The sequence below is a fragment of the Paenibacillus sp. D2_2 genome (genome assembly GCF_031199965.1).
In the GTDB taxonomy this organism is placed as follows: Bacteria; Bacillota; Bacilli; order Paenibacillales; family Paenibacillaceae; genus Fontibacillus.
In genome coordinates this window covers 2,341,676-2,354,825 of the sequence record NZ_CP133605.1, presented here as the reverse complement: position 1 = coordinate 2,354,825, position 13,150 = coordinate 2,341,676, and the positions used below count along the sequence as shown (strand labels likewise).

Here is a 13,150-nt window from a genome sequence, read left to right as displayed (position 1 = left end):
GTCCGCTCTTCTTGTTTAATTTAATCGTAAGATCTTGTCCATCGTCGGACAACTTCTATCTATATAATAGCTGCATTACATTTGAGTCTTCGTCTGTTCTTTCGTGCTATCATGATTCGCAGAAGGATTCTCCACCGTTCCGAACTTCAGAGAACGACGCGGCAACTTCCATTTATAGTACACAGACAGCATTCGGAAACTTACCACCAGGACGAACAACACCAGCAAACTAACTGTAGACTTGGCGATACCAAGTCCGATCACAAGTCCGGCAACAATCGACCAGACAGCATAAATCTCCTCACGCAGCACCAGCGGCTTACGGCCAGCCAGTAGATCGCGGATAATTCCTCCTCCGATCCCTGTCAGCATCGCGGCAACAACCACAGCCAGAACCGGATGTTTCATGCCAGTAGCGTAAAGGGCACCTTGAATCGCAAATGCCGCCAATCCGATGGCATCGAACCAGGCCTCCGTCTTCTTCCAATGGTGAATCCATGATAACGGCAAAATAAACGCGACAACAATTGAAATGATCGCAAGCAGGAGTAGTCCTCCCTGGGACCATATCATGGTAACCGGGACACCAATGACGATGTTACGAACGATCCCTCCACCGAATGCCGTAACCAATCCTAATACAAGTACACCAAGAATGTCATACTCCTCTTCCATCGCCACGTAAGCGCCTGACAACGCGAAGGCAACCGTTCCAATTACGCTAAAAATCTCAAATAGTTCCATGCCCCGTACTTCACTGCCCTTTCTTCGCGCTCTCATTGCATAATACAATACATTGTAGTCTCGCTTCCATTAATTGTGCAAGACTTAAATTTAAATTATACTGAACTGAGGCCACTAGCCTGATAGAGAAAGGAAGAGTAGGAATATGGCAGCACAACGAGTACTCATTTTTGCCGGAGGATCGATCGATTCCTCTTTATAGAAGAAATACAATCTGAGGATATTATCATTGGCGCGGACCGAGGAGCTTTATTTCTCGTTCAGCACGGAATTAAGCCACATTTCTCTGTCGGCGATTTTGATTCCGTGAGTCCTGTTGAATTAGAGGAAATCTCAGAGCATAGTGAACAAATGCTGGCTTGCGATGCGATTAACAAAGATTTAACCGATACGGAGCTTGCTTTCGATATCGCTATTGAACAGCAGCCAGAACAAATTGTACTGTTCGGTGTCACTGGGACAAGACTCGACCATACTCTAGCTAATATTCACTTGTTAGTTAAGAGCCTGGAGCAGCACATCCTATGCGCCATCTGGGATCAGAACAATTATGTAACCTTAACCGATTCCATCATTAATATCCAAAATCAAGGTTTTACTTATATCTCCTTATTGCCTATCACCACAGAGGTAACAGGAATTGATCTAACAGGCTTCCAATATCCATTACATAATGCCACCTTAAAAATGGGTCAGTCGCTCGCAGTAAGCAACCGTCTCGAAGGCAAAGAGGGAACAGTATCCATTCGCAGCGGTCTGTTACTAATCATTCAAAGTAAAGATTGAAATCGAATAATACAAAATTGTAACCTTTTAAAACAAACTATTACAACGATTAAAAACCTTGGGATACCAAGGTTTTTTCATTGTTTTCATAATAAATAAGTTGTCAACAAATTAACATTTTGTAACTTTAATCGTTTTTTAATAATCGTCCTCAAACCCTTGGTGTATCCAGCTTAAGCATACCCATTCCAATTATTAGGACATTAAAGTTCTGTTATAGTTTATCTCAGCTGGTTAACTTGATTCGGTTAACCAATAACACAAAATCTATCTAGTCACTTTGGAGGTAACTACAACATGAAGATGAACAACATATCCAAAAAAATATTAGCTGTCGGCCTTGCATCTACAATCGGATTTAGCGCTTTTATGGTCACTGGCGTTGATGCAGCATCCGCATCCGCATCGAATACAGCAGCTCAAGCTACCGCAACATCCAAGGGAACGCAAGTTGTCAATTATGGTAAAACTTATATGGGAACCCCTTATCAATTCGGCGCTTCCACTTCTACTACTAAAGTATTTGACTGCTCGTCCTTTATGAAGCATATTTTCAAAAAATATGGCGTAACTCTACCGCGCACAGCTGCTGCTCAATCCAAGGTCGGAAAAGCTGTATCCAAGAGCAATCTGAAAGCCGGAGATTTGGTGTTCTTCTCAAGCGGAAGCCGCGCTAATGGCAAGAACGTAACGCATGTTGCAGTATACATGGGCAACGGAAAAATCCTGCACACTTATGGTAAACCAGGTGTAACGATCTCCGATCTTAACTCCGGTAACTGGAAGAAAACTTACTTGAAAGCACGTCGCGTACTGTAGTACAAAAAACATACAAAAGATATGAAAAAGTCGAGGGCTGTTCCCGCTGTGCCATATTGGCCAGGGATCAGCCCTCATTGTATCATATATCCCGTTCCTCTTACGGTATGGATCAGTTTGCGAGCCCTACCCTTGTCGATCTTCTTGCGCAGATGCCGAATATACACGTCAACCACATTTGTGCCGGTGGCAAAATCATACCCCCATACCTCCTGCAGAATCGCCTCTCTCTGACAGACTTCACCTACTCTTTTGAGCAAATGCCTCAGCAGTTCGTATTCCTTCGGCGTAAGACGGATCAATTCACCTTCCCGGAACACCTTACGGCTCTTCAACTCCATTCGTAAATCCTCGAAGGATAGTTCATCCGAATAAACGTCCATAATGCGCCTGAATAATCTTATCAAGCTAACGATCCGCGCATTAATCTCTTCGATAGCCATATTCTCGTTGATGACATCATTTGCACCATATTGGAAGGCCATTACTGTATCCGCCGTTCTTGGTGACCGCTGCAATACGATAATGGGAAAAGCCGGTTCATCTCCTAACCTTGGCATAATTTCAATAACATAAGACCAATCGCCCGAAATAACAATAACTTCTGGCGATTCTATGGCAATTTCCCGATCTATTTGCTCAGTATCCAGAACTAAATGAACTTTGAATCCTGTACTTTCCAGATCGTTCTGCCATTTTGCTCCCCAATTCTCATCATCTGTAATCAGCAACAAATTTGCCTTCATGTTGTCCCCCACCTTCTGTCCGTCAAACAAACTGTATATGTGAATGTATATCTTGTTCCAACTTAGTATTAAAGTGGTCAAAAAATAAACAAACCATTCCCGTGTAGATCAGGAATGGCCGTAAAATACGAAATAATTATATATTGGCTGTTAACCAAAGTAACGGTCATAAATTGCTCTAGCCTCCATCGGATCTTTCGTCCCGTGAATCAAGGCCCTTCCATCTGCAAACAACACAATTCTATGATCCCCGATAGAAAATGACAGCAAGAAAGGGTTCCGCTCTACCTGACCTTCACCTAATCTACCTAATGTCTGTGCCATCTCAGCCAGATTCAGTTCCTTGGGTTGCGCGGGACGGATCTGAACCGTATCTCTGCCGCACAGTACTTCTGTCTTTCTAGTGCCAACTGCAGATAAATAGGGGTATGTCGCCGCCTCTCCGCAAGAAGCGCAGTCACTTCGACGGGCTGAATCGACTTTAATAGCTACCTGTTCATTCTTCCACAGATCAAAGGTTAACAGAGTCCCACGTAAGGCGTCAACTTGTCCCGTCAAAAGCTTAATTGCTTCTGTAGCCTGATGCGCGACGACAGTCTGTACTGCGGAAGGGATAACTCCAATCGTATCGCAAGTCTCCCCTCCAATCGGCATCGTGCCAAGCAGACAGTTCAAGCAAGGCGTCACATCGGGGAGGATCGTATAAGTCATCCCATAGCTGCCAACACAGCCACCATAAATCCAAGGAATTCGGTATTTCTGGGAGATGTCATTAATCAACAGCCGGGTATCAAAATTATCTGTTGCATCAAGGATAAGTTGGACACCAGGAAGCAGTTCCTCCAACTCTTCTCTAGTAACGTCAATCACATACGCTTCAACTTGCACCTCAGAATTGATCATGGCGAGCCGCTCCTTGACCGCCACTGCCTTGGGCTTACGGCAAGCAGCATCCTCCTCCGTGAACAACTGTTGACGCTGGAGATTGCTCCATTCTATATAATCACGATCTGCTACCACCAGATGGCCGACCCCAGATCGGGCCAATGACTCGGCTAGACCAGTACCTAGTGCGCCTGCTCCAATAATAAGCACCTTAGCATCGAGGAGCATCTGCTGGCCAGTCGGCCCTATAGGTCGGAACAACTTTTGCCTCGAATACCGATCCTGCACAGGATCCACTCCCTTATTCCAAGTTTCTATGCGAATCCACTTATTAACTACTCTTCTAACGAAACTTTAGATCACTATTTTCGAAAAACTAAAGGTAGAATTTAGACGTTCAAACTTCATGCTTGTCCTTCTGAATATGTGGACAATCAAGAATTTATTGTAGCATATCAAGCCATCGTTCGTAATCTAGCAATCCATGCAAAGCCTAATTGATCGGAGTTCGAAACTATGAGACTTACATATGCCTCAGCCGTTGGATGAAGCGTTTAATAATCGGATTGGTCTGATTCTGAGTAGAGCTTACCCAGCCATAATATACCGGATAATGATTCTCCAGCTCAATCGGCACTATATTATCAGGTAGCTCTTGATTTTTAAACGAGTAATCCAGGCCGACCGTAAGCGCTAGACCACCTAATACAGCCTTCTGAATCGCCGGAACATTGTTAGAAATGAATAAAATATCAAGCTCCCCGAACTTGGCCACGAACTCCGTGATGTAGGATCTGATATATTCGTCATCGTACAATACGAGCGTATATTTCAGTAATTCCCGCGGATGTATGGACTTCCGCAGAGCCAGCGGAGAATCGGCTCTAACTCCGACAACCATCTTGCCCATAAAGGTTCGTTCGAAACGCAGCGTCTTGTTCTGATTGATCTGCTTCTCATTTAGTGCAATGAATCCAATGTCAATCTGATTGTTGTGCAGCTCATCAAGAATATCCTTCGGTCCCTTCTCAATGATCTGTATCTTCACATCTGGATAATCGATCTTGAAATCCGCGATCAGCTCCATCAGCAAGTGCATAGGGCCAGGAATGGTTCCGATGAATAATACGCCATTTAATCGCTCGCTATAATTACCCGCTTCCTCCTTCAGATGCTTCACAAGGTTCAAGATTTCGCCCGCAATCTCAATCAGAGCCTGGCCCTCTGCCGTTGGAATTGCTCCGATGCCACGAGAACGGTGGAATAACACAACATCCAGCTCAGACTCAAGCATAGAAATGGATTGACTAACCGCCGATAAGGTTACATGCGTACGCTCCGCTGTCTTGGTCAGTGATTTCGTCTTCGCCACATCCACGATATACTCCAGCTGTTCCAGATTCATTTACAACCCGCCTCTCACAAGGTAGTCAAAAAGTCCGCTTTTGATAAGAAAACCAATCGAGTCCAATTCATGGATGAGCGACCGCGATTCAAAGGTAGGTTTTCTTACGATATAGAATTTCATCAGCTTTGCTGATAACTTATAAATTCTATATCTAACACGAAGTAAATCGAAGAAGTAACTCAGCATCGAATCTTGAATTCACCCGGGTCTAAGCAAATGCTTACGAAGTCGTTTTCTACGAAAACGTGTAGCTCCGCTCCTCAGACCCTACCTTCATCCAACTGAAGCGTTTTGAAAAAACGCACATCGGAAGAATAAGATACGGTGCTGAAAACCGAACTTTTTGAACAATTCTAATTGTTAAGTATTATTTAATTGCAGATAAATATATATAAATTTTATTAAACAATGACATTTGTTACAATGACCTCGTAGATAAATTACAACTTCTAGAAAGGTGGAGTTCTCATATGGATACAAAGAGAGTTGCAGTTATTACAGGTAGTGCAAGTGGTATCGGTAAATCAACAGCATTGAAATTCGCAGCCGAAGGGGATCGCGTCGTCGTTGCCGATTTCAATGAACAAGCCGGACAAGCTGTTGTTGATGAGATCAAGGCAAATGGCGGAGAAGCCATTTTCGTTAAAACGGATGTATCAAAATTCGAAGATGTCGAAGCTCTGGTCGAGCAAGCCGTTAAAACCTTTGGCAGAATTGACGTGATGTTCAATAACGCCGGAATTGGCCGTCTGACCCCAGTTCTAGATCAGAAACTGGAAGATTACCAAGCCGTCATTAACGTGAACCAGCATGGGGTGGCCTACGGGATCATCGCCGCTGGCAAGAAGATGAGAGAAATGGGGATCCATGGCGTAATTATCAATACTGCCTCTGTATTCGGATTCCTGGCTTCTCCGGGAACCTTCGCCTATCACGCTAGCAAAGGCGCAGTTATTATGATGACCAAATCAGCGGCTCTCGAACTCTCTCCACATGGCATCCGCGTTGTTGCCGTAGCTCCGGGTGCCGTCGATACTCCAATTATTCAAGGCTATAAGGATCAAGGCCTAGTTGATGCAATGAAGTCCAAGGTAATGGGCAATAAGCTGACTCAGCCTGAACAGATTGCCGATACGGTATACCTACTCTCCACTCCGAACGCGAGCGCTATCAACGGCAGCGTCGTTATGGCCGATGAAGGATATGCCTCCTTTAAATAACATAGCACAATACACAAACAGGCGCACACTCTCATCAGAGTGGCGCCTGTTCTTTTATGGCCTGCAATCGGCTTCATAATAACCCTGTGATGCAGCTTCCTGTTTGCGTGCGAACACCTCTTCGGTTTTATAAGGAACCTCGCACTTTGCATAGTAATAGTATTTTATCCCCGTTGCCGGATCGAATCCGCCTTCAATTCTCTCTGCCTTTCTCAGCCTCCCACCCCCAAGAGCAAAGTTGTTATAGTAATGATTCCCGACGGGAATTCCCTGCAGGAAGGCGATAATCCCGACATCATCCAACGTATTATTCCACTCCTCTTGAGGGATCGTAGGCAAAGTGAAGGTATAGGTGTAGCCTAATCTAGCGGTAAATTCATTATGTACAGCGATGACTTGCTGCAAATCCTCTTCAATCTGGTGCACGATGGTCGAACGTCTTACTTGGTCGAACACAGCTGCATCCTGCAGTAACGGTATGTCAACTATTGTAGCAATATCCTCGAGTAACCCCCGTACCTCTTCACCAGTAGATGAAGAGATCACCCTAATATAAGAATCCAGCGTAAAAGCAACGCTGTTCCCCTCACCATCCATATAAACATAGCGCTTCTTTGGGTGCCAGCGGTACTCTAAACTTGGCTCTCCATCAGCTCCGCGAATCTCATCCAGCGCATAGATCCAATATCCGTCGTAATCGATCACTACTATAGAAGGAATATATTTCATAAATGCCGCTTGAGCCAGTGGGTCATCTGCTATACCAAAGTTGATCGCGAGCGACTGCAGAAGAACTGACAGGGCCCGTTCTTTATCTGCCCGCATATATTTACTAGAGCCGTATCCCACCTCAAATTGCTGAAGTTCATTTCGGTTCAACACGCTCCCTGCATCCTGTACCGCAGTCCGAAGCGCTGTTGTATAGTGGATCTGCAGGCGGTTAACCTCCTGCAGATCCGTGGTATACAGTGAAAGAGCCCAGAGAAATGGGCTGACGATTATGACAAAGATAATAGCCCAATCAGTAATCTTCATTTAGAACTATTCCCCCATAATGCATCGTCTGCGAATCCCTCCCGGCCGCAGATGGAACCTTCAGGAATCCAGTCAACACCTGATACGGAGAAACCGAGCGTCTCGTCAGCGCAACAGAGAAGAAATCACCTGTCTCCATCTTGTACAACCTGTCTAGATCATCTACCGACCCGTTGTTTTCAGGAAATAACCGACCTATAAGCTCTGGCGTATAGTAGGAATCATAGATGACGCTGAATCGATCCTGAAACGTCGCACTATCAGCCGGATCGTCATACTCAGGATGATATTTCTTATGCCTGTGCTCTAACTCCACCTCATAGACCTGGCCGGAGACAGCCAACTCACGCTCGAGATCTTCGTACATACTAGCAGACAAGTAACCTTTATTTCTAACAGCATCCGTGAATTGAACCATCGTATTGTAAGCAGCTAATACGGCTATATTCTCCTCGCGCTCTGCTGCTTGAACTGCAGGGTACAGCACCAGCAGAGCCACTACCAACAGCGCCGCAACTATCTTCGATAGCGGATTACTCATGGAGTAACGCCTCCTGTAACTAGGTGAAAGGAAAGGTTGCACAGCTGCCCCATCTGATCATATTCGGCATCATAGGTATAACTACGATCGAGCTCAATGACAGTCTTCAATATAGAAGGGATGTCAACTACCTCTGAAATGGGGACATCTTCTACCTGAAGTTGTACTCCTTGATCCAGCCAATCTGCCAGACCGTATAAAATCTGCGCACCAGCGTAACTGCTTTGCGTCAGAATAGCTTTATTCATCCAATTCTGCGTATTTACACTAACCTTCTGATTCTGAATATAGGGGACCATCCCTTCCAATACCAGAGCTTGCCTCTCGCTATGATCAAGCGTATATATAAGGGCGCCCATGCACAGTATCGTGGAACAGAGCAGCCACATCATATCCTTGAGCGAACGGTACATTAAGGACTCACAGTTGTCTGCGTGAAGATCAGGCCGCGCACGACATTAGAATTATCCTTAACAACCCGGGCCTTGAACTTCCCGCTCGGATTCACATATTCATTTAAGCTCTCGTTCCATGAATTGCTGATGTCCGTATTACTTTTATTTATGACAGACCCAAATTCATCGGCATTACCAGTAATATTCAGAGTATTTCCATACCACTCCCCTTGACGGTTCTTACCCGTAAGAACCCGGATGCCGAATTGATCGCGGTCTTTAAATTTACGTAGTGCATTCGTTACCTGCGAACCGCTAACGGTCGTATCATCGTATACTGTAAAAGCGGCCTGAGACAGTTCGGTCTGAATGTCTGAAAAATTGTTCTGCGCCGTCTTCGTCGCCTCCTGAGCCGAGACGAATAAGACAACAACAATCGTAATCAGCGCGATCGTTAGGAAGATTCCAGCTGCTACCTTTAATGCGGATGAAGCGTTATTCATATTTTTTCCTCCTAGTTATAATTTCGAGTTCAAAAAGTTCGATTTTCAGCACCGAAGCTTATTCTTCCGATGTGCGTTTTTTCAAAACACTTCAGTTGGATGAAGCTAGGGTCTGAAGAGCGGAGCTATTTTGACTACCATTATAGATTTTGAATTTGTTGAAAATAGACATCCATCTGCTTGAAGCTCATCCAAATCAGTGGAATAACTAAATATGCGAAAATCATGGAGTACATGGGAGCAAAACCGATCATCCGGCCCAGTTCAGCCTTCATATCCAAATCCTTCTCATAATCAAGTCGTCTCCGTTCAAACTGAAACCCCATCTCGCTCTGCAAATCATCAAACGCTTTTCTAATTGGTATTTTCTCCTCTGCCTGAGCCAAGTGCTCGCTCAAGCGCTGGAACTCCTCCAGCGCAATCTCATTCTTCAATCCCTGAAGAGCCTCTTGGGCTCCTGCGCTGTAATAGGCCAAGCACTTCTCAAGTGGGGCTTTAAAAATAATGGCGTAACTGTATAGCCACTCCAGTATCGCTTCTACCGAGATACGTTCGAACTCTCGTAAAATCATGATCATCGTCTGGAATTGATACACTTCATGCCTCATATCTGTCAATCTTAATCTACGTTGGAAATGAAGTGTCCAGATCGGACTGTAATACCCGAGCATGGGCAATGCGAGGGCAAGCATAACCTCCCACCATTTCCAGTACTCCGCTTGATAGCGATCAAGCTTGTCCATAACACGTTGGGTAATCGCTTCTACCTTGCCTTTATCCAGCTTCAAGCCGATCTGCTTCGTCACCGTGGTAACGATTTGTGTTACTGCATCATCGTCCGCCGTGGATATCCCTGGGCTGCGTAGGATCTGCCGCTCCAGCTCTACCATCTTCTGAGCAGTTTCCCCTTCTTCCTTTGAGAGTGTGCCAAGAAATACGTAACTTGCCAGGCGGCTCAGCTACAATCCATTCCCTGCTCTTCCAATGTGTCCAACTAATGGAGCCCACCATGAGGAATAGACAACCAAGATAAATTGCGATTCGTCTTACCTGAAGTAATTCAACACGAAGGGTCTGATTCGTCTCCTTAAGCAGTTCGACGATGTGATCGTACCAATGTGATCCTGGCGGTGGACAGAACCAGTTGACAATCATTCTTACCGCCTTATAGCGATAGATCTTTGCCTCCCAAGCCGAAATATCCACGCCAGCCCGATAGGCGGTTGCTTCCTCACTTTTTAGTTTCTGCAGCAGGATATAGCTGAGCATAATAACAATGAACAGGCCGATATGAATAGAGATTCCGAGCTTGCTTAAATAAAATTGATCCATCAGTGGAAAATTCCGTCTGGCCCAAAGTTCAATAGGCTTCGTGAAGAAAATAGGAGCTAGTGCAATTAGACTGAGTCCTTTTAGCAAGTAATCAAGCTTGTTCCTGCGCATCAATTCTAGCTGTATCTCCCCAGTCAGGCTCGAGATCCCGCGCAAATACAGCGATCCCTGTTGTTCATCCTTACGATCTCCGTACTCCATAATCAGCCTGGAAATCGAGGCAAAGCCCCTCAGAAAACGATTAGGTGCAGTTTCATAGTAGCGATCAAGCTCCTTATCCGGCTCAGCTGAGATAAGAGCTTCATAGATTTTCTCCCCATGTCTGGCCAGTTCCTCACTCGCGCCTTCATTCGCTTCGTCGATCGCATCCGCTACCATTTCGTGTGCATGATAGGCATGTCTAACCGCAGCGAACCACTGCAGCATTTGCAGCAGTAGCTTCTTCTCCAGCCTCCCCACATAACCTTCGAGCATAAGCCCATGAATGACGACAACAGCAATTATGACTGTGAGGAAGAACAGCACGTTAGGATGCATCAATGTCAGCGAGACCACCGCAATCCCAGATAGGCCAAGCAATGAATATACGAGCTTCATCGTCTGCCTTCTTAATTCGAATTCATCTGGTGTCTGCAGCAACGAGATGCGGCCACGTACCTTCAGCACATATAACCGTAAGGGTGGCACTTTCATTGAAAAGGCATAGGATCGTAATAGTAGAGCCGCCCAGAATACTTTGAAGCTGGATGAGAGTCCTGGCCCCGCTGTCGCAGTATTTAAGGCAATCCCAAGCTCTCCTGCCTTCTTCTCTTCACGCCTACGAATCTCTAAAGCGATCAAATAGACGCCGCCAAATAATAGAAATGATATAAATGCGATCCATAACAAGATCGATTTAAGCTCCAATCTGCTCCCCCCAATACTGAGTCAGAAATTGCTCAAAACGGAGGGCATCTTCCGGAAGCATCTCACGCCGCATTTCATTACGACATTGTTCGGTTATCGGTTGCATGATCCGGTATTGACCATCTACATATTCAACAATCGTCCTTGCCTGATAGGTTCGTTCTCCGGTCAATATTTCGGCTTCGCCATCGCTTCGGCGGCAACACTCCGTAATCCGCTCAATATAACGATTGCCGTGAATGTCTCTGCGCAAATGGATGTCAAAATCGATAACCCCAGCAACCTGCAGCTCGGCGACCCGCTCATCCCGGAACACTCCCGTCTTCAACAGCGAGTTCCGTAATGAATCGACCAAATCAGGAAAGGTCTTAGCATGATGCGTGAACACGGTAAAGAGGCTTGCTACCTGTGCCATTTGTATCATCCAGGAAGCAACTTCATCCGTAGCTACCTCACCGAGTATATGTACGGTCCCATCTGTCTTCTTCTGCAGGTCAAGGCCAGCCTGTCCACTTACGTATTCTGTCTCTCGAAAACTAAGTATATTTCTTGCACTATACAGCTTTCGCAGATTCAATTCGAAAGACATCTCCTGAACACGAAGTGTATAAGATGCATAGATATGCTTGACCAGCGCCATTAACAGCGTCGTTTTACCTGAGCCCTGCGAGCCAGTAATCGAAGTGATCCGGCTGCCCTTCATAAGATATTTCAGAAGCTGAACTGGAAGTTCTGAATCCCGGCCCTGTATTAATTGTTCAAGCGTCGCTCCCTGAGTATCAAATTTACGGACGAAGAAGGCCCACGACTCTGCAAAAGGAGGCCGGACAACGACAACCCGGGAACCATCCTTCATATCGTTCACCTTAAATCCGCTGGCCTCTGACAATTGACCTGGCAAATTGTATTTATATATATTTTGGCAGATCCTTCTGAGCTCGAACTCACTGTCGAAGGATAGGAAAGGAAGTCTGATACTCTTCCCTTTATAAAATATCCAAACGCTCTCCCATACTCGAGATATATCTCGCCCATCTTCGTCCAGTGGAGCTTCAATGCCTGTCCCAAACGTAGCTCCATTAACATCATTCTGCTCATAACCAAGATGACCGGATCCGGATATTCCGCTTACTCCGCCGCTTATTCCATCGATTCGTTGCTCCAGCATACTATCGATGACAGAGAAACCCTTATAGGACTGATAGACGCGCTGAACGACGATATCCAGCTTCTCTTCGAAGCAGAGCTGTCTGTATTCTCTACCGAAGCAGTAATCAATATCATCGCCGTTAATTTCGTACACATACCCTTCTTCAACTTCTGTCGTCTGCTTCGGCTCGTCGAGCTCGTATTCCTCAATTAGAACCGACAATGCATCTTCACCGTATCTTTTGCGATATAGATAGAAGATTACCTCGAACCGATCCTGGTGAGTCAGCCTTGATGGCTGTTGAAAGGGAATAATCTGTTCAATGTTCTCCTCAGTTACCCCGTATCCTTCAAGTAGCAAATCACGGATATAAGTTTGAACGAATCGCTTATCACTACGGTCTCCATAAGTACATCCCCTCAGTGCCTGGCGCAGCTCTGTTCTTGCTTTCACTTTACGTGCCCAGGACTCCTCCCCATTCCCCATTGATTGATCTTATTGCGGCTCAGTTCATGTAGTTGAAACTTCACATAGGCGATGAGATCGGGTAGGCTATAACGTTCATGAATCACCTTACTCGTTGATTTATCTTCAGATACTGCTCTAGCCCTTAGCCAGACGAGAAGAAGTGCCAGAAGCAGAATCAAAGCAATCCCGATCCCGTTCGTAAGTCGTTCCAT

At 45.5% G+C, this 13,150-nt stretch carries 12 protein-coding genes and 2 pseudogenes; 3 read left to right on the top strand and 11 right to left on the bottom strand.

Annotated elements, in window-relative coordinates; all coding sequences use genetic code 11:
- Positions 1–75: 75 nt before the first annotated feature.
- Positions 76–744, bottom strand: a complete 669-nt coding sequence (locus RE628_RS11955) for a trimeric intracellular cation channel family protein (RefSeq protein WP_309159450.1) — start codon at positions 742–744, stop codon at positions 76–78.
- A 145-nt stretch (positions 745–889) separates the two neighbouring features.
- Between RE628_RS11955 and RE628_RS11950 the strand changes: the two are divergent.
- Together RE628_RS11950 and RE628_RS11945 are read left to right on the top strand one after the other, a co-directional pair.
- Positions 890–1,530: pseudogene (locus tag RE628_RS11950) on the top strand (thiamine diphosphokinase).
- 297 nt (positions 1,531–1,827) lie between these two features.
- Positions 1,828–2,349 (top strand): C40 family peptidase, encoded by a 522-nt coding sequence (locus tag RE628_RS11945; RefSeq protein ID WP_309158891.1) that lies wholly within the window; start codon positions 1,828–1,830, stop codon positions 2,347–2,349.
- Positions 2,350–2,423: 74 nt separating this feature from the next.
- Here RE628_RS11945 and RE628_RS11940 read toward each other — a convergent pair whose 3' ends face one another.
- From RE628_RS11940 to RE628_RS11930, 3 genes are all read right to left on the bottom strand, one after another.
- Complete coding sequence (locus RE628_RS11940; protein WP_309158890.1) at positions 2,424–3,095, bottom strand: winged helix-turn-helix domain-containing protein; 672 nt, start codon at positions 3,093–3,095, stop codon at positions 2,424–2,426.
- Between the two features lie 150 nt (positions 3,096–3,245).
- A complete protein-coding gene (locus RE628_RS11935; protein ID WP_309158889.1) occupies positions 3,246–4,268 on the bottom strand; it encodes a MoeB/ThiF family adenylyltransferase in 1,023 nt (340 codons plus the stop codon).
- A gap of 235 nt (positions 4,269–4,503) precedes the next feature.
- Positions 4,504–5,385 carry a LysR family transcriptional regulator gene (locus tag RE628_RS11930; RefSeq protein ID WP_309158888.1) on the bottom strand — a complete coding sequence of 294 codons (882 nt, stop codon included), beginning with the start codon at positions 5,383–5,385 and terminating at the stop codon, positions 4,504–4,506.
- A gap of 473 nt (positions 5,386–5,858) precedes the next feature.
- Here RE628_RS11930 and RE628_RS11925 point away from each other — a divergent pair, with 473 nt between their 5' ends.
- The gene (locus tag RE628_RS11925) at positions 5,859–6,608 is read left to right on the top strand and encodes an SDR family NAD(P)-dependent oxidoreductase (protein WP_309158887.1); all 750 of its coding nucleotides are present in this window, start codon (positions 5,859–5,861) and stop codon (positions 6,606–6,608) included.
- Between the two features lie 54 nt (positions 6,609–6,662).
- Here RE628_RS11925 and RE628_RS11920 read toward each other — a convergent pair whose 3' ends face one another.
- From RE628_RS11920 to RE628_RS11890, 7 genes and pseudogenes are all read right to left on the bottom strand, one after another.
- A complete protein-coding gene (locus tag RE628_RS11920) occupies positions 6,663–7,643 on the bottom strand; it encodes a hypothetical protein (protein ID WP_309158886.1) in 981 nt (326 codons plus the stop codon).
- On the bottom strand, positions 7,630–8,184 hold the full coding sequence (locus tag RE628_RS11915) for a hypothetical protein (protein ID WP_309158885.1): 555 nt from the start codon (positions 8,182–8,184) through the stop codon (positions 7,630–7,632). Before RE628_RS11915 ends, RE628_RS11920 begins: the two co-directional genes overlap by 14 nt.
- Complete coding sequence (locus RE628_RS11910) at positions 8,181–8,543, bottom strand: hypothetical protein (protein WP_309158884.1); 363 nt, start codon at positions 8,541–8,543, stop codon at positions 8,181–8,183. The genes RE628_RS11915 and RE628_RS11910 overlap by 4 nt, the downstream gene beginning before the upstream one ends.
- A gap of 53 nt (positions 8,544–8,596) precedes the next feature.
- Positions 8,597–9,082 carry an ABC transporter permease gene (locus tag RE628_RS11905; protein ID WP_309158883.1) on the bottom strand — a complete coding sequence of 162 codons (486 nt, stop codon included), beginning with the start codon at positions 9,080–9,082 and terminating at the stop codon, positions 8,597–8,599.
- Between the two features lie 140 nt (positions 9,083–9,222).
- Positions 9,223–9,972 (bottom strand): hypothetical protein, encoded by a 750-nt coding sequence (locus tag RE628_RS11900; protein WP_309158882.1) that lies wholly within the window; start codon positions 9,970–9,972, stop codon positions 9,223–9,225.
- Positions 9,914–11,320, bottom strand: coding sequence for a hypothetical protein (locus RE628_RS11895; protein ID WP_309158881.1), 1,407 nt, complete (start codon positions 11,318–11,320; stop codon positions 9,914–9,916). Before RE628_RS11895 ends, RE628_RS11900 begins: the two co-directional genes overlap by 59 nt.
- Positions 11,310–13,150, bottom strand: a pseudogene (locus RE628_RS11890) (ATPase, T2SS/T4P/T4SS family). The gene RE628_RS11895 and the pseudogene RE628_RS11890 overlap by 11 nt, the downstream one beginning before the upstream one ends.

What these genes read in the sequence shown, in the direction of transcription:
- RE628_RS11915 (WP_309158885.1), bottom strand. Translation starts at nt 8,184, where the DNA reads ATGAGTAATCCGCTATCGAAGATAGTTGCGGCGCTGTTGGTAGTGGCT.
- RE628_RS11910 (WP_309158884.1), bottom strand. Translation starts at nt 8,543, where the DNA reads ATGGGCGCCCTTATATATACGCTTGATCATAGCGAGAGGCAAGCTCTG.
- RE628_RS11925 (WP_309158887.1), top strand. Translation starts at nt 5,859, where the DNA reads ATGGATACAAAGAGAGTTGCAGTTATTACAGGTAGTGCAAGTGGTATC.
- RE628_RS11920 (WP_309158886.1), bottom strand. Translation starts at nt 7,643, where the DNA reads ATGAAGATTACTGATTGGGCTATTATCTTTGTCATAATCGTCAGCCCA.
- RE628_RS11900 (WP_309158882.1), bottom strand. Translation starts at nt 9,972, where the DNA reads ATGGTAGAGCTGGAGCGGCAGATCCTACGCAGCCCAGGGATATCCACG.
- RE628_RS11955 (WP_309159450.1), bottom strand. Translation starts at nt 744, where the DNA reads ATGGAACTATTTGAGATTTTTAGCGTAATTGGAACGGTTGCCTTCGCG.
- RE628_RS11930 (WP_309158888.1), bottom strand. Translation starts at nt 5,385, where the DNA reads ATGAATCTGGAACAGCTGGAGTATATCGTGGATGTGGCGAAGACGAAA.
- RE628_RS11905 (WP_309158883.1), bottom strand. Translation starts at nt 9,082, where the DNA reads ATGAATAACGCTTCATCCGCATTAAAGGTAGCAGCTGGAATCTTCCTA.
- RE628_RS11945 (WP_309158891.1), top strand. Translation starts at nt 1,828, where the DNA reads ATGAAGATGAACAACATATCCAAAAAAATATTAGCTGTCGGCCTTGCA.
- RE628_RS11940 (WP_309158890.1), bottom strand. Translation starts at nt 3,095, where the DNA reads ATGAAGGCAAATTTGTTGCTGATTACAGATGATGAGAATTGGGGAGCA.